Genomic DNA, 16487 nt, shown 5'->3' with positions numbered 1-16487 from the left:
GCGGTCGTGATGCGGGCCCCCGGAGCGGTCACCGTGAGGTCAGGCCGGACGCAGCCAGACCGTCGCCAGCGGCGGGAGCGTCAGCGTGATGCTGGTGTCCCTGCCGTGCGCCGGTACGGCCTCCGGCTTCAGCGGCTCCTCGTTGCGTACGTCGCTGCCGCCGTAGCGGGCCGCGTCCGTGTTCAGCACCTCGACCCAGGTCTCCGGGCCGTCCGGCACGCCGATCCGGTAGTCCTGCCGCACCACCGGGGAGAAGTGCGAGACGGCGATCAGCGGGGATCCGTCCGCGTCGTAGCGGACGAACGCGAACGCGTTGTCCTCCGCGGCGCCGCCGTCGATCCAGCTGAAGCCCTCCGGGGAGGTGTCCCGCTGCCAGAGCGCGGGCAGCGCGTTGTAGACCGCGTTGAGGTCCGTGACCAGGGAGCGTACGCCCCGGTGGTCGCCGGATGCCTCGTACGTCTCGTCGAGCAGCCACCAGTCCGGGCCGTGGCCCTCGGACCACTCCGCGCCCTGCGCGAACTCCTGTCCCATGAAGAGAAGTTGCTTGCCCGGGTGGGCCCACATGTAGCCGAGGTAGGCGCGGTGGTTCGCCCGCCGCTGCCACCAGTCGCCGGGCATCTTGGTGACCAGCGCCTGCTTGCCGTGCACCACCTCGTCGTGCGAGATCGGCAGCACGTAGTTCTCGCTGTAGGCGTACACCATCGAGAAGGTCATCTCGTTGTGGTGGTACTTGCGGTGGATGGGCTCCTTGGACATGTACACGAGGGAGTCGTGCATCCAGCCCATGTTCCACTTCAGGCCGAAGCCCAGGCCGCCGTGGTCCGTGGCGCGGGTGACCCCGTCCCAGGCGGTCGACTCCTCCGCCATCGTGACGACGCCCGGGTTGCGCCGGTAGACCGTCGCGTTCATCTCCTGGAGGAAGGCGACCGCGTCCAGGTTCTCCCGGCCCCCGAACTCGTTCGGCGACCACTGGCCGTCCTCGCGGGAGTAGTCGAGGTAGAGCATGGAGGCGACGGCGTCGACCCGCAGCCCGTCGATGTGGAACTCCTCGCACCAGTAAGTGGCGTTGGAGACCAGGAAGTTACGGACCTCCTTGCGGCCGTAGTCGAACTCCAGGGTCCCCCAGTCCGGGTGCGCGGCCCGGTTCGGGTCGGAGTGCTCGTACAGCGGGCGGCCGTCGAATTCGGCGAGCGCCCAGTCGTCGCGCGGGAAGTGCGCCGGCACCCAGTCCATGAGGACGCCGATGCCCGCCGCGTGCAGCGCGTCGACCAGGAAGCGGAAGTCGTCCGGGGTGCCCATGCGGGACGTCGGCGCGTAGAAACCGGTGACCTGGTAGCCCCAGGAGCCGCCGAAGGGGTGCTCCGAGACCGGCATCAACTCCACATGCGTGAAACCGAGTTCTCGTACGTAGGCGGGGAGCTGGGAGGCCAGCTGGCGGTAGCTGAGGCCCGGCCGCCAGGAGGGGAGGTGGATCTCGTAGACGGAGAAGGGGGACTCGTGGACCGGCCGGTCGCCCCGGTGGGCCATCCAGTCCGCGTCCTGCCACTCGTGGCGCGAGGCCGTGACCACCGAGGCGGTGGCGGGGGGAACCTCCGTGTGCCGGGCCATCGGGTCGGCCCGCTGGGTGTGCGAGCCGTCGGGCCGGCAGATGTCGTACTTGTAGACGGCGCCCTCACCGACACCCGGGAGGAAGACCTCCCAGACACCGGTGGAGCCGAGCGAGCGCATGGGGAACGCCGTACCGTCCCAGTAGTTGAAGTCGCCCGTGACGCGGACCCCCCGCGCGTTCGGCGCCCACACGGTGAACCGGGTGCCGGACACCCCCTGGTGCTCCATCGGCTGTGAGCCGAGCGCCTTCCACAGCTCCTCGTGCCGGCCCTCGCCGATGAGGTGCAGATCGAGTTCGCCGATGGCGGGCAGGAAGCGGTACGGGTCGTCCACCTCGATCGTGTTGTCGTCGTACGCGACCTGGAGGCGGTAGCCGTCCGGCACGGCGGGCAGCGGCAGGATCCCCGAGAAGAAGCCGTCGCCGTCGCTCTGCAGCTCGGCCCGCTTGCCTCCGGCCAGCACCGTCACCGAGCGGGCGAAGGGGCGGAGCGCCCGGAAGAGCACTCCGCCCGAGGTCGGGTGCGCGCCGAGGAGCCCGTGCGGATCGTGGTGCTCACCGGCGAGGAGCCGGCCCCGGTCCGCGTCGTCCAGGGTGGTGGCGGGCAGCACGTTCTTGCTGCCCCCGCCGCGCCGGGGGCGGGGCGGGGTGCCGGTGGCAGCTGCCGTCGTCTTCCTGGCCCGGGCGCGCTTCACCGGGGGCGGCGGGGGTGGCGGGGGCGCGTCCGCGGGTGCTTCGGCGGGTACGGGAGCCGCGGCGGGCGCCGCCGCGGGGGCGGTGACCTCGGTGGTCACCGGCTTGGCCGTGGGAGGGACCTCGATGGGATCGGACGGCTTGCGGGACGGCTTGCGGGCGGTCACAGAGACTGCCTCCTCGAAAGGCTCGGGGGGTGGGTGGTGGGAGCGGAGGTCACACGGTCGTGCCGGCCAGGCGCTGGATGGCCGCCATCGGGACCGGCAGCCAGTCGGGACGGTGGCGGGCCTCGTACAGCACCTCGTACACCGCCTTGTCGGTCTCGTGGGCGCGCAGCAGCTCCGGCTCGGCGCGTGGGTCGGAACCCGCCGCGCGGGCGTAGCCCTCGCAGTACGCGGCGCGGCAGCGGGCCGCCCACTCGGGGTTCCACGGGTGGTGCGAGCGGGCCGCGTAGTCGAACGACCTGAGCATTCCCGCGACGTCGCGCACCGTCGGCTGTGGGGCGCGCCGTTCGGGCAGCGGCCTGGCCGGCTCGCCCTCGAAGTCGATCAGCGACCAGAAGCCGTCGTCCCCCCGCAGGGTCTGGCCGAGGTGCAGGTCCCCGTGGATCCGCTGTGCCGCCCAGCCGCACTCCGCGTCACCGAGCGCCGCGACCGCGTCGAAGGCGGTGCGCAGCCCCGGCACGTACGGGACGAGGGCGGGGACCGCCTGGGCGGCGGCCTCCAGCCGCTTCACCATCCCGGCCACCAGGTCCCTGGCCCGGTCGTGGGCCAGGGGCGGCGTCGGCAGTGCGGCGGCGAGGGCGGTGTGCACCTCGGCGGTGGCCCGGCCGAGCGCGTGCGCCTCCGGTACGAAGTCCCGTCCGGCTGCCAGCGCGGCGAGCGCCAGCTGCCAGCCGTCCTGTGCACCGCGCAGGAAGGGCTGCAGGACTCCGAGCGTGAGCGGCTCCGGGCTCGTCGTCGCCTCGAACCAGGCCACCGGTGCGGGGACCCGGCCGCAGCCCTCGCGGCCGAGCGCGAGCGGAAGTTCGAGATCGGGGTTGGTGCCGGGGAAGACCCTGCGGAAGATCTTCAGGATGAAGGCGTCCCCGAAGACGAGAGAGGAGTTGGACTGCTCGGCGTCCAGGACGCGCGGGGTGAGGCCCGGCGGGATCGGCTCCGCCCGGTCGAAGCGGAGGGGGCCGAGTGACCCGGGGTTACGGAATCGTTCCAGCAGGAGGTCGGCGACGCGCGGGTCGTGCAGTCCCTCGTACAGGGTGCGGCCGGCCAGCGGGCCGTCCGTGACCTGCCCGATGCGGGCTCCGGCCAGGCGCGGGGGCAGCGTGGTGCGCACGCCGAGCAGCAGTTGGTAGCAGTCGCCCTGGGCGGGTGCCGGGCGGCCGCCCGGCTGGTGGACCCGGACGAGCAGATGCAGCAGCCCGGGGCCCGCGCCCGTGGTGTCCAGAGGCAGTATCTCGGTGGCCGCGACGAGGGAGAAGCCGGTGACGGGCTGCCCCTTGCCCGCGAACCAGCGCTGCCGGGGCACCCACTCCTTGAGCAGCGGGACGAGCGACGGCAGCAGGGCGGTGGTGCCCGTGTCACTCGTCGAATGTCGTCTTGTCGTCTTTCTTGATGTTGTGCTCTTCGCCAGGGCGACTCGAGTGGATGCAGCCTCCGACATGGCATCGCGTCCTTTCCCCGGGCACACCACAGGATGCGAAGAGTGTCCCGGATTGCGGCAATGGCTGTCCGGCTGTGCGGGACGTGTCGGGTGAGGAAAAGTCCGTATGGACTCGATCAATGCTCGATCAATGGGCCACAAGTGCCCGGAAGAGCCAGGAAGTGCTCGATATCGGGGAGAGTGCCCCGTGCGGGGCGGCGGAAACCGCCCCGCGGGTGGCGCCCCGGAAGTGAGGCGCCGTCAGCCGTCCACCGTCTCCGGTCAGGCGACCGGAGCGTCCTTCCGCAGCCGGAACCAGTAGAAACCGTGCCCCGCCAGAGTCAGCAGGTAGGGCCACTGGCCCACGGCGGGGAAGCGCACCCCGCCGATCAGCTCCACCGGATGACGCCCGTCGAAGGCCCGCAGATCGAGCTCCGTCGGCTGCGCGAACCGCGAGAAGTTGTGGACGCACAGCACGAGATCGTCCTTGTACTCACGGGTGAACGCGATCACCGCGGGGTTCGACGACGGCAGTTCGCTGTACGAACCGAGGCCGAAGGCGGGATTCTGCTTGCGGATCTCGATCATCCGCCGCGTCCAGTGCAGCAGCGACGACGGCGAGGCCATCGACGCCTCGACGTTGGTGACCTGGTAGCCGTAGACCGGGTCCATGATCGTGGGGAGGTAGAGCCGCCCCGGGTCGCTGGAGGAGAAACCGGCGTTGCGGTCGGGCGTCCACTGCATCGGGGTGCGCACCGCGTCACGGTCGCCCAGCCAGATGTTGTCGCCCATCCCGATCTCGTCCCCGTAGTAGAGGATCGGGGAGCCGGGCAACGACAGCAGCAGCGCCGTGAACAGCTCGATCTGGTTGCGGTCGTTGTCCAGGAGCGGCGCGAGACGCCGGCGGATGCCGATGTTGGCCCGCATCCGCGGATCCTTGGCGTACTCCGCGTACATGTAGTCGCGCTCTTCGTCCGTGACCATCTCGAGCGTGAGCTCGTCGTGGTTGCGCAGGAAGATGCCCCACTGGCAGCCCGACGGGATCGCCGGGGTCTTCGCCAGGATTTCCGAGACCGGGTAGCGGCTCTCACGCCGTACGGCCATGAAGATGCGGGGCATCACCGGGAAGTGGAACGCCATGTGGCACTCGTCGCCGCCGGCCGTGTAGTCGCCGAAGTAGTCGACGACGTCCTCCGGCCACTGGTTGGCCTCGGCCAGCAGCACGGTGTCCGGGTAGTTGGCGTCGATCTCCTTGCGGACCCGCTTGAGGAAGCCGTGGGTCTCCGGGAGGTTCTCGCAGTTCGTGCCCTCGCGCTGGTAGAGGTAGGGCACGGCGTCGACGCGGAAGCCGTCGATTCCGAGGTCCAGCCAGAAGCGCAGGGCGGAGATGATCTCCTCCTGCACCGCCGGGTTCTCGTAGTTGAGATCGGGCTGGTGCGAGAAGAACCGGTGCCAGTAGTACTGCTTGCGGACCGGGTCGAAGGTCCAGTTGGACGTCTCCGTGTCGACGAAGATGATCCGTGCGTCCGGGAACTGCTTGTCGTCGTCGGCCCAGACGTAGTAGTCGCCGTACGGCCCGTCCGGGTCGGTGCGGGACTGCTGGAACCAGTCGTGCTGGTCGCTCGTGTGGTTCATGACGAAGTCGATGATCACGCGCATGCCGCGCTGGTGCGCGGCGTCGACGAACTCCACGAAGTCGGCCAGGTCGCCGAATTCGGGCAGCACGGCCGTGTAGTCGGATACGTCGTAACCACCGTCGCGCAGCGGTGACTTGAAGAACGGCGGCAGCCACAGGCAGTCGACGCCCAGCCACTGCAGGTAGTCCAGCTTGGCGGTGAGGCCTTTGAGGTCACCGACGCCGTCCCCGTTCGAGTCCTGGAAGGACCGTACGAGTACCTCGTAGAAGACGGCGCGCTTGAACCAGTCGGGATCGCGGTCCTTGGCGGGAGTGTCCTCGAACAGGTCGTGGACAGGCTCATTGACGATCATGGTGTGGGTGACCCTCCGGTCGGCGGGGACGGTCGCAGGACCGCGATGTGCGCGGGTGTGACACCCGGATCCAGACGCACATAGAAGGCCCTGCCCCAGTGATAGGTGTCGCCGGTGAGCTCGTCGCGCACCGGCACGCTCTCGTGCCGGTCGAGGCCGAGACGCGGCATGTCCAACGAGACCGTGGCCTCCTGGGTGTGGTGAGGATCGAGGTTGACGACCACCAGAACGATGTCCGAACCCGAGCGCTTGCTGTATGCGATCAGCGCTTCGTTGTCGACCGAGTGGAAGTGGACGTCGCGCAGTTGCTGGAGCGCCGGATGGCGACGCCGGATCCTGTTGAGGGAGGTGATCAGGGGAGCGAGCGAGCGGCCCTCACGTTCCGCCGACTCCCAGTCCCTGGGCCTGAGTTGGTACTTCTCGGAGTCCTGGTACTCCTCGCTCCCGGGATGCACCGGGGTGTTCTCGTACAGCTCGAAGCCCGCGTACACGCCCCAGGAGGGGGAGAGGGTCGCGGCCAGCACGGCCCGGGCACCGAAGGCGGGACGGCCGCCGTCCTGCAGGTATCCGGGAAGGATGTCGGGCGTGTTCACGAAGAAGTTGGGCCGCATGTACGAGGAACTCTCGCGCGAAAGCTCCATGACGTACTCGGTGAGTTCCTGCTTCGTGTTACGCCAGGTGAAGTACGTGTAGGACTGCTGGAAGCCGACCGAGGCCAGCGTGCGCATCATCGCGGGCCGGGTGAACGCCTCCGCCAGGAAGATCACGTCCGGGTCGGTGCGGTTGATGTCGGCGATCACCTTCTCCCAGAAGACCACCGGCTTGGTGTGCGGGTTGTCGACGCGGAAGATCCGTACGCCGTGCTCCATCCAGTACCGCAGGATGCGCACGGTCTCCGCGACGATCCCGGGCAGGTCCTTGTCGAACGCGATCGGATAGATGTCCTGGTACTTCTTGGGCGGGTTCTCGGCGTAGGCGATGGACCCGTCGGCGCGGTGGTGGAACCACTCCGGACGCTCCGTCACCCACGGATGGTCCGGGGAGCACTGGAGGGCGAAGTCCAGCGCGATCTCCATCCGCAGCGTGCGGGCCGTCGCGACGAAGTGGTCGAAGTCCTCGATCGTGCCGAGATCCGGATGGACGGCGTCGTGCCCGCCCTCGGCCGATCCGATCGCCCAGGGCACGCCCGGGTCACCGGCCCCGGGGGAGAGACTGTTGTTGGGGCCCTTGCGGTGGGTGGTGCCGATGGGGTGGATCGGCGGCAGATAGACGACGTCGAACCCCATCGCGGCGACGGCCGGAAGCCGCTCGGCGGCGGTCCTGAACGTGCCGCTGAGCATCCGGGGGGCCGGCACCGGGAGCTGCTCGGTGACAGCCGCCGGGGCCTTCCTGCGGGCCGCGGCCGTCTTCGCCGTCTTCGTGGCCCGTGGCTTGCGGGCGGGCTTCGGGGGCTCCACCGGCTCCGGCCGGGCACCCTCGGAGCGCGGGAACATCTCGTACCAGGAGCCGTACAGGGCACGCCGGCGCTCGACGGTCAGCGGCAGCGGCCGGGACGCGGTGACCAGTTCGCGCAGAGGGTGGCGGCCGAGCGCCTCGTCCACCTCGGCGGTCAGCGCGGCGGCGAGCCGGGAGGCCGCCGGGCGCTGCGTGTCGCGCAGCGCGTCGACCGCGGCCAGCACCGCCTCGCGGCCGTCCTTCTTGGGCACGCCCTCGGCGGCGCGGGCATACAGCTCGGCCCCCTCCTCCAGGACCAGCGCGGTGTCGATGCCCGCCGGGATCTTGATCCGCGCGTGCGAACGCCAGGTGGTGACCGGGTCGCTCCACGCCTCGACGGTGTACGTCCAGTGCCCCTCCGACCCCGGGGTGACATCGGCGCCCCACCGGTCCGTGCCCGGGGCGAGCTCGCGCATCGGCGTCCAGGGGCCGGGCCGTCCGGCCGGGTCGCACAGGACGACATTGGCGGCCACGGCGTCGTGACCCTCGCGGAACACGGTGGCGCTGACCTCGAAGGTCTCGCCCGCGACGGCTTTGGCGGGCCGTCTGCCGCAGTCGACGAGCGGACGGACGTCCAGGACGGGAATGCGACCGATCATGGAATCACCTGGGGGTCGGAGCTCGGCATGCACGGCGTGCGACGTGGGCGTGAAGGGCTGACCGCGCGCGCCGCGATGGTGGGGTTGCGTCCTTTGTAGCTGCTCGGTCGTCGGCTGGCGGGCTGTGGGCATGGCCGCTCCTGTCCGCGTTCACTCGAATGGCACTCGAATGGCAGGCGCGCGGGGGATTCGTGCTCCGACCGGGGCACCTGGTTGTGCAGCGCGGGGGTGTCACCGGGGGAGCCTTCCCACCGTTTTCGGGCGGCCAACCCGGCGGTGTGTTAACTCCTGGGTGCAACCGGAGTACGCGCTGTGGGCCGCGCGCCGGTCCCCCGGCCGACGAGCGGGCACCTCCGAAGCCTTCCCTGAGGTGCGGGGTGCCACAAGTCCGCGTGAGGTGAGGAAATCAGCCATATCGCCCGTGACAGAAGGGTACGTAACTGGCGCATCTGGCCCATGGGGCGGGAGGGGTCCGAGAGGGTGGAGGGGCCCCCGCGACAGGGGACATCCAGGAGCCGCCGGAGGGAGGGCGCACGCGGTGCGGCGCGGGGGACCGGAGCGGGTGGGCCGCCCCGTGCCGTACCCACTGAGCCGGTCGCGCGCCGTGGTCGCCTACGGCGGCACACCGCTACCGTCGAGGGTGACGGAGAGGGCGCCCACCGTCGTGCGTCCCCTCGGATCCGTACGTCCCCTGTAAAGGTGGGATACGTGAAGGCCATTCGTCGATTCACCGTGCGTCCCGTCCTCCCCGAACCCCTGCGACCGCTCAGCGACCTCGCCCGCAACCTGCGCTGGTCCTGGCACACCGAGACCCAACAGCTCTTCCAGGCGGCCGACCCGGAGGGCTGGCGCCCCGCGGACGCCGACCCCGTCCGTCTGCTCGGCGCCGTCTCCGCGGCCCGCCTCGCCGAGCTGGCCGGGGACCAGCACTTCATGCGCCGGCTCACCGAGGTGTCCGAGGGCCTCCGGGAGTACCTCGGCGGCCCGAGGTGGTATCAGAACCAGCTTTCCCAGGGCGCGGAGCTCCCCGCGGCCATCGCCTACTTCTCACCCGAATTCGGCGTCACCGCCGCTCTGCCCCAGTACTCGGGCGGGCTCGGCATCCTGGCCGGCGACCATCTCAAGGCCGCCAGCGACCTCGGCGTACCGCTCATCGGGGTCGGCCTGCTCTACCGGCACGGCTACTTCCGCCAGAGCCTGTCCCGCGACGGCTGGCAGCAGGAGCACTACCCCGTCCTGGACCCCAACGAGCTGCCGCTCACCCTCCTGCGGGAGGCCGACGGCACCCCCAGCAAGGTGGTGCTCGCCCTGCCGGGCGGCCGGTCCCTGTACGCCGCGGTCTGGCAGGCCCAGGTCGGGCGCGTCCCCCTGCTGCTCCTCGACTCCGACGTCGAGGAGAACGCACCGGGCGAGCGTGACGTCACCGACCGGCTCTACGGCGGCGGCAGCGACCACCGGCTGCTGCAGGAGATACTGCTCGGCATCGGCGGGGTGCGCGCCGTGCGCACCTACTGCCGGCTGACCGGGCACGCGGCCCCCGAGGTGTTCCACACCAACGAGGGGCACGCCGGATTCCTCGGCCTGGAGCGGATCCGGGAACTCTCCGAGACCGGTCTGGACTTCGACGCCGCCCTGGAGGTCGTGCGAGCCGGCACGGTCTTCACCACGCACACCCCGGTACCCGCCGGGATAGACCGCTTCGAGCGGCAGCTCGTGGCCCGTCACTTCGGTGACGACGGCGAGCTGCCCGGGGTCGCCGTGGAGCGGATCCTGCGCCTCGGGATGGAGACCTACCCCGGAGGGGAGCCCGACCTCTTCAACATGGCGGTGATGGGGCTGCGGCTCGCCCAGCGCGCCAACGGGGTCTCCACCCTGCACGGAGCCGTCAGCCGGGAGATGTTCTCCGGGCTGTGGCCGGGATTCGACCCCTCCGAGGTGCCGATCACCTCGGTGACCAACGGGGTGCACGCCCCGACCTGGGTCGCGCCCGAGGTCCTCCGGCTCGGCGCCGGCGCATTCGGCGCGGAGCGCGCGGAGAGCGCCCTCGCCGGGGCGGAGGTCGGCACCGAGGCCGGCGGTGACAGCGGGGCGGCGGGCACCCCCAGGCGCTGGGACGCCGTGACCGCGGTCCCGGACCGCGAGATCTGGGACCTCCGCAGAGGGCTGCGCGAGCAGCTCGTCACCGAGGTGCGCAAGCGTCTCTACGCCTCCTGGCGCCGCCGCGGCGCCGGCACCGCCGAACTGGGCTGGATCGACGGTGTCCTCGACCCGGACGTGCTGACCATCGGCTTCGCCCGCCGGGTGCCCTCGTACAAGCGGCTGACGCTGATGCTGCACGACCGCGACCGGCTCCGTGAGCTGCTGCTCCACCCGACGCACCCGATCCAGATCGTCGTCGCCGGCAAGGCACACCCCGCCGACGACGGCGGCAAGCGGCTCGTCCAGGAGCTGGTGCGCTTCTCGGACGACCCACGGGTGCGCCACCGCATCGTCTTCCTGCCCGACTACGGCATGGGGATGGCCCAGAAGCTCTACCCGGGCTGTGACGTCTGGCTCAACAACCCGCTGCGCCCCCTGGAGGCATGCGGTACCAGCGGCATGAAGGCGGCGCTCAACGGCTGCCTCAACCTCTCGGTGCGCGACGGCTGGTGGGACGAGTGGTTCGAACCCGACTTCGGCTGGGCGATCCCCACCGCCGACGGCTCCGCGACCGACGAGGAGCGGCGCGACGAGCTGGAGGCGGGCGCCCTCTACGCGCTGATCGAGGACCGGGTCGCCCCCCGCTTCTACGACCGCGACGCCGACGACCTGCCGCAGCGGTGGATCGAGATGGTCCGCCGCACCCTGGTCACCCTGGGGCCCAAGGTCCTCGCGGGGCGCATGGTGCGGGAGTACGTCGAGAGGCTCTACGCCCCCGCGGCGCAGTCCCGCCGGGTGCTGGAACCGGCGGCCGCCCGTGAGCTCGCCGCCTGGAAGGCCAAGGTCCGCGCGGCCTGGCCGCAGGTGGCGGTCGACCATGTGGAAGCCTCGGCCGACACGGTCGTCGGCGGCTCCGCCGAGCTCGGCTCCACCCTGGCGCTCCGGGTCCGGATCGCTCTGGGCGGCCTCGACCCGGAGGACGTGGAGGTCCAGGTGGTCGCGGGCCGGGTCGACTCCGGGGACGCGATCGCGGAGGCCCAGACGTATCCGCTGAAGCCGGCGGGCGGCCACGACCTGGAGGACCGCTGGCTGTACGAGGGCCCGCTCGCCCTCGACCGTACGGGCCCCTACGGCTACACCGTGCGCGTCCTGCCCTCGCACCGGCTGCTCGCCTCGGGGGCGGAGCTGGGTCTGGTCGCGGTGCCGAACGCCTCCACGGGCGACGGCGGCGGGGTGCTCCTGCGCTGACCGGCCCCGCTCACGGTGGGCCCGGCGTGTTCGCGCGCCGGGCCCACCCGCGTGTCCCGCGGTCCATCCGGTACCGGCACGGGTGCATTCGGCGTGATCTCGCTAACATGACAGCCCTGCCGGTGTGGCCCCGAGGTCACCGACACGACAGCGAGGCGTCCCCCCGGGCGCGAGTGGAGGTCAGCACGGTGAACGGCGGCGGAGGCCGAGCGAGACGCCTGACCCGTCGGCTGGCCGTGCAGAACGGCACATCACGGCAGTTGCACCTCCGCCGGCCCGAACCCGCAGGGCCGCCGAAGGGCGACCGCTTCACCACCGCCGCCCGGATGCGCTGGCTCAACGAGGCGAGCACCCGGATCGGCACGACGCTCGACCTGGAGCGGACGGCCGGTGAGCTGGCCGCGTACAGCGTGCCGCGGCTGGCCGACGCCGCCGCCGTCGACCTGCTGGAGTCCGTGCTGCGCGGCGAGGAGGGCGAGCGCGTCACCGGCGCGGCGGTGCCCGTCACCCGCGCGATGGCCGTGCGCGCCATCGAGGCGCTGGACGAACTCGAACCCGCCCCGGTGGGCGAGGTCGTCGACCGCCGGGAACGCCGCGAGACGCTGCTGACCACCGAGTGCCTGCGCAACGGCCGGCCCGTGCTGGTCGGCCGGATGACCCCGCAGGACTACGAGCGCGTCGCGCCGACGGCCAGCGCGGCGGAGGCGATGCGCCGGCAGCGTGTCCACAGCTACATGGCCGTGCCGCTGACCGCCCGCGGGGTCCTGCTGGGCTCCGCCGACTTCGTACGCGCCGGTGACAGCCCGCCCTTCAACCGGGCGGATCTGGAACTCGCGCGCCAACTCGCTTCCATGGCAGCGGTTTTCATAGACAACGCCCGGCTCTACGGACGCGAGCGCCAGCACGTCGTCTCGCTCCAGCGCTCCCTGCTCCCGCGCGCCACACCCCACACCCCGGGGCTGCGGGTGCACGCCCACTACGCCCCGGCCGTCGACGCGCACGGGGTGGGCGGTGACTGGTACGACGTGGTCGCGCTCCCCAGCGGGCGCACGGCGCTGGTCGTCGGCGACGTCACCGGACACGGTCTGCCCGCCGCCGCCACGATGGGCCGGCTGCGGACCGTCGCCCGTACGCTCATGATGCTGGACATCGCCCCCGACCGGCTGCTCGCCCGGCTGGACCTGGCCACCCGCGACCTGGAGGACGACCAGGTCGCCACGTGCCTGTGCGCGGTCTACGACCCGGCGGACTCCAGCTACACGATCGCGAGCGCCGGGCATCCGCCGCCGCTGCTCGTGGAAGCGGACGGGACCGCCCGCTATCCCGACGTGCCGGTCGGAGCGCCGCTGGGCGCCGGAGTCATCCCGTACGACCCGCTGAGGCTGCGCGGCCCGGCCGGCGGCCGGCTCGTGTTCTACACCGACGGGCTGATCAAGACCCGCACCGACGACGTGGACGTACAACTGGAGGGCCTGCGGGCCTCGGTGGCGGCGATGGCGCCCGAGAAGCTCGACGCCGGCGGCCCGCTCACCTCGCCGCGGCAGGACGACGGGCGGTTCGACGAGGCGGTCCTGCTGGTCGCGGGGGGCCACGAGCTCACCCCTGACGTGCGGTTGCGGGAGTGGGACCTGCCGACGGAGGGCAACCCGGCCTCCACCGCCCGCAAGCTGGTCACCGAGCAGCTCGCGCGCTGGGACCTGGACGAACTCGCCGATGTGACCGAGCTGGTGGTCAGCGAACTGGTCGGCAACGCCCTGCGCTACGGCGGCGGACCCGGCCGGCTCAGGCTGCTCTGTGACGAGCGGCTCCAGGTGGAGCTGGCCGACACCGGGCCCGACCTGCCGCAGATCCAGCACGCCGACCTCAGCGACGAGGGCGGCCGGGGGCTCCAGCTCATCAACTTGCTGTGCCGCAGCTGGGGTTCGTGCCGCACGGCGACCGGCAAGATCGTCTGGGCCGAACAGAACATCCCCGGCCGGGACGCGAACTCCCCGCACTGAGACGTGGAACAGCCCCGGGGAGGCACTCCCCGGGGCTGTTCCACTGCTACCGCGCGCGTTCCCTGGCGACGCCCTGGTCAGCGTCCCCGTACGGGGCTCAGAAGGTGAGCTTGACGCTGTTGAAGGTGCCCGTGTCGCCCGAGTAGACGTCCTGGACCCTCAGGTTCCACGTGCCGTTGGCCGTCTCGGACGACGCGTTGACCGTGTAGGTCGCCACCACGTTGTCCGCGGAGTCGCTCGACGAGGAGTTCTTCAGACGGTACGCCGTGCCGTCCGGGGCGACCAGGTCGAGGACGAGGTCACCGCGGTAGGTGTGGCTGATGTTCACCGCCACCGACAGGTCGCTGGGCGCCTTGCCGGAGACGCCGCTGACGACGACGGGCAGGTTGGTGGTGCTGCGGTCGGCGATGGCCTTGACGGTCGTGTTCTGGAAGACCGTGCCGCCCGGGTCGGGGTCGGTGCCGCCGCCGGGGCGGGAGCCGACGGCTATGCCGGCCCAGGCGTTGGCGACCGCGGTGTACTCGGCGCTCGTGGTGCCGTACAGCTCACCGGCCACGGCGAGGGTGCCGGTGCGGGCCGCGGCGTAGTTCGTGGTGGAGGTGAACTTCGTGGTGAGCGCCTTGAACCAGATCTGCAGCGCCTTGTCCCGGCCGATGCCCGTCACCGGGAGCCCGTCGGACGTCGGGGAGTCGTAGGCCACCCCGTTGACGGTCTTGGCGCCGCTGCCCTCGGAGAGCAGGTAGAAGAAGTGGTTGGCCGGGCCCGAGGAGTAATGGACGTCGATCCCGCCGAGGCCGGAGTACCAGGAGTCCTTGGAGGCGCCGTCCTTGCTCGGCTTGTCCATGTAACGCAGGGGCGTGCCGTCGCCGTTGATGTCGATCTTCTCGCCGACCATGTAGTCGCCCGGGTCCGCGGCGGTGTCGGAGTAGAACTCCACACCGGCCGCGAAGATGTCCGAGGTGGCTTCGTTGAGACCGCCCGACTCACCGCTGTAGTTCAGCCCGGCGGTGTTGGAGGTGACGCCGTGCGTCATCTCGTGGGCGGCCACGTCGAGCGAGGTCAGGGGCTTGGAGTTGCCGCTGCCGTCGCCGTAGGTCATGCAGAAGCAGCTGTCCGACCAGAAGGCGTTGACGTAGTTGTTGCCGTAGTGGACGCGCGAGTACGCGCCCACGCCGTCGCCCTTGATGCCGCTGCGGCCCATGACGTTCTTGTAGAAGTCCCAGGTCTCCGCGGCGCCGTAGTGCGCGTCGGCGGCTGCCGTCTCGGCGTTGGACGGGCTCCCGTTGCCCCAGACGTCGTCGGAGCCGGAGAACAGGGTCCCGGTGCCGGACGTCCCGCGGTTGAGGTTGTACGTCTTGTGGTTCCCGCGCGCGGAGTCGGTGAGGTTGTACGAGCTGCCGGAGCCCGAAGTGCCCAGCGTGACCGTGCCGTTGTACTGCGTGTTGCCGGTGCCGTTCTCGATGGCCTGCCACTCGAAGAGCTTAGCGCCGGAGGAGGCGTCGGTGATGACGTGCAGCTCGTTCGGGGTGCCGTCGTGCTGGAGGCCGCCGACCACGGTCTCGTACGCGAGCTGCGGGGTCCCGCTCGCCGCCCACACGACCTTGCGCGGGGCCTTGCTCGCCTCGGTGCTCTTCGAGCCGTCGGCCCGGGCCGCGGTGAGCGCCTGCTTCTCGGCGGTGGCCGGTGCGACGTCCGCGGTGGTGCCGGCCGCCTTCAGCTGCGCGCCGGTCGCCCTGGACGCCTTGGTGACGTCCTCGGTCGTGCCGGACTTCGACTCGGCCACGACCAGGTCGCCGCCGAGGACGGGGAGACCGTCGAGCGTGCGCTCGTAGCGGGTGTGCGTGGTGCCGTCGACGTCCTTGACGACATCGCGTACGACGAGCTTCTCCGTGGCGCCGAGACCGAGCTCCTCGGCGGTGGCCGCCTTGGTGGCGTTGGCCTCGCGGAGCAGTTCGGCGCGCTGGGCGGGGGAGAGCTTCGCGGGGAGCGCGCCGGGGTCGGCGCCCTTCACCGCGGCCGCGGGGGCAGCGCTCGCGGCTTCGGGGGCGGCCGTTGCGGCACCGCCCTGCATTCCGACGGCGAGGAGGGCTGCTGCTGCGATCAGAGCGCCGGTCGCGGTGGCACGGCGGCTGGGCGTGGGTCTCACGCGGACTCCTTCTGCGAGGGGGAGCCGGCCGACTGGGTGAGCCGGCCGGGCAGAGCAGGCGGTGCGTGGAACGGGGGAAGAGTGACAGCCGGAACAGGGGTATGTCAGGACCGCGTCAACACATTGGCCGGAAGTCGTCCGTTGCCGGAATGGTCATGTTCGTTAAGCGGACGTTTCGCCGTGTGTCGTCTGTGTGGCGCGAGAGGTTGCTGGGATCGTCATCCGCCGTACACCGCAGGGCAGAGAGGGGTTTCCGTCGGTAGCCTCCGGCCCCTGGGCGCGCGGGCGGAAGCGGACGGGACCACGGGCTGAGACGGTGTGAGGTATGGCCGGTTCCGGGCCGGGTGCCCGTCGTGCGCCGTCAGACCTCAGGTGACGCAACGGGCTCGTGCGCCGCGACGCCTTACCTCGTAGGGGCGGTCAGGACGCAGAAATCCCCGTTGTCGGGATCGCCGATGTAGGTCCAGAGCTTCAGCGCCTTGCCGTACCGCCGGGCCTCGTAGTCGTTGATGGCAGCGCCGTTGTCGAACGACACCGAGACGGTGGTCAGGCCCTCCCGCTCCGAGGACTCCCAGGTGCCCGGCCCCGACACGGTCACGCTCTCATGGATGTCCGTGTCGAAGTCGTGGCATACGTCATCGGCGGCGATCGTTCCGTCCGGCCTCAGCTCCAGCGTGCCGCCGCGGGAGTCGGTCCATACGACGGCTGTCCCGGACGCACTCAGGACGACCGGCTCGCCGGCGGGGACCGGTACGAGACTCACCACCCCGCAAGCGGTCACGGTGAGGCCGAGCACGGCGGGGAGCAGGGCCGGGGCCGACCGGGAGAAACGCGGCATGAGCCACCTCATCGCTCTGTGCGGGGCACAGGCGACGGGCCGACCGGTGCGCCCAGGAGCGTAGACCAGGAGGTCGGGACGTGGTCAGCCGGGTTGC

At 71.3% G+C, this 16487-nt stretch carries 8 protein-coding genes; 2 read left to right on the top strand and 6 right to left on the bottom strand.

Annotation, left to right across the window (positions count from 1 at the left end; genetic code table 11):
- Window positions 1-39: 39 nt before the first annotated feature.
- From glgB to ACZ32T_RS18535, 4 genes are all read right to left on the bottom strand, one after another.
- Window positions 40-2466: a 1,4-alpha-glucan branching enzyme gene (gene glgB, locus ACZ32T_RS18550; RefSeq protein WP_467367811.1), complete on the bottom strand. Its 2427-nt coding sequence runs from the start codon at window positions 2464-2466 to the stop codon at window positions 40-42.
- A gap of 49 nt (window positions 2467-2515) precedes the next feature.
- Window positions 2516-3958, bottom strand: coding sequence for a maltokinase N-terminal cap-like domain-containing protein (locus tag ACZ32T_RS18545; RefSeq protein WP_467367809.1), 1443 nt, complete (start codon window positions 3956-3958; stop codon window positions 2516-2518).
- 261 nt (window positions 3959-4219) lie between these two features.
- Window positions 4220-5926 (bottom strand): maltose alpha-D-glucosyltransferase, encoded by a 1707-nt coding sequence (treS, locus tag ACZ32T_RS18540; protein ID WP_356711476.1) that lies wholly within the window; start codon window positions 5924-5926, stop codon window positions 4220-4222.
- Complete coding sequence (locus ACZ32T_RS18535; protein ID WP_467265952.1) at window positions 5923-8019, bottom strand: alpha-1,4-glucan--maltose-1-phosphate maltosyltransferase; 2097 nt, start codon at window positions 8017-8019, stop codon at window positions 5923-5925. Before ACZ32T_RS18535 ends, treS begins: the two co-directional genes overlap by 4 nt.
- 708 nt (window positions 8020-8727) lie before the next feature.
- Between ACZ32T_RS18535 and glgP the strand changes: the two genes are divergently transcribed.
- Both glgP and ACZ32T_RS18525 read left to right on the top strand, forming a co-directional pair.
- Window positions 8728-11406 carry an alpha-glucan family phosphorylase gene (gene glgP / locus ACZ32T_RS18530; protein ID WP_467265950.1) on the top strand — a complete coding sequence of 893 codons (2679 nt, stop codon included), beginning with the start codon at window positions 8728-8730 and terminating at the stop codon, window positions 11404-11406.
- 188 nt (window positions 11407-11594) lie between these two features.
- Window positions 11595-13406, top strand: a complete 1812-nt coding sequence (locus tag ACZ32T_RS18525; RefSeq protein ID WP_467367807.1) for a SpoIIE family protein phosphatase — start codon at window positions 11595-11597, stop codon at window positions 13404-13406.
- Window positions 13407-13503: 97 nt separating this feature from the next.
- Here ACZ32T_RS18525 and ACZ32T_RS18520 read toward each other — a convergent pair whose 3' ends face one another.
- Together ACZ32T_RS18520 and ACZ32T_RS18515 are read right to left on the bottom strand one after the other, a co-directional pair.
- Entirely contained in the window at window positions 13504-15552 is a 2049-nt protein-coding gene (locus ACZ32T_RS18520; RefSeq protein ID WP_467265946.1) for a M4 family metallopeptidase, read from the bottom strand.
- 403 nt (window positions 15553-15955) lie between these two features.
- Complete coding sequence (locus tag ACZ32T_RS18515; RefSeq protein ID WP_467367805.1) at window positions 15956-16390, bottom strand: hypothetical protein; 435 nt, start codon at window positions 16388-16390, stop codon at window positions 15956-15958.
- Between the last annotated feature and the right edge of the window lie 97 nt (window positions 16391-16487).

The sequence above is a fragment of the Streptomyces sp. NPDC023573 genome, assembly GCF_055559735.1.
The sequence above is the reverse complement of the archived record's forward strand: the minus strand, read 5'-3'. Positions and strand labels throughout refer to the sequence as shown.

Coding starts and splice junctions, on each gene's coding strand:
- ACZ32T_RS18545 (WP_467367809.1), bottom strand. CDS start 3,958: ATGTCGGAGGCTGCATCCACTCGAGTCGCCCTGGCGAAGAGCACAACA.
- treS (WP_356711476.1), bottom strand. CDS start 5,926: ATGATCGTCAATGAGCCTGTCCACGACCTGTTCGAGGACACTCCCGCC.
- ACZ32T_RS18535 (WP_467265952.1), bottom strand. CDS start 8,019: ATGATCGGTCGCATTCCCGTCCTGGACGTCCGTCCGCTCGTCGACTGC.
- ACZ32T_RS18515 (WP_467367805.1), bottom strand. CDS start 16,390: ATGCCGCGTTTCTCCCGGTCGGCCCCGGCCCTGCTCCCCGCCGTGCTC.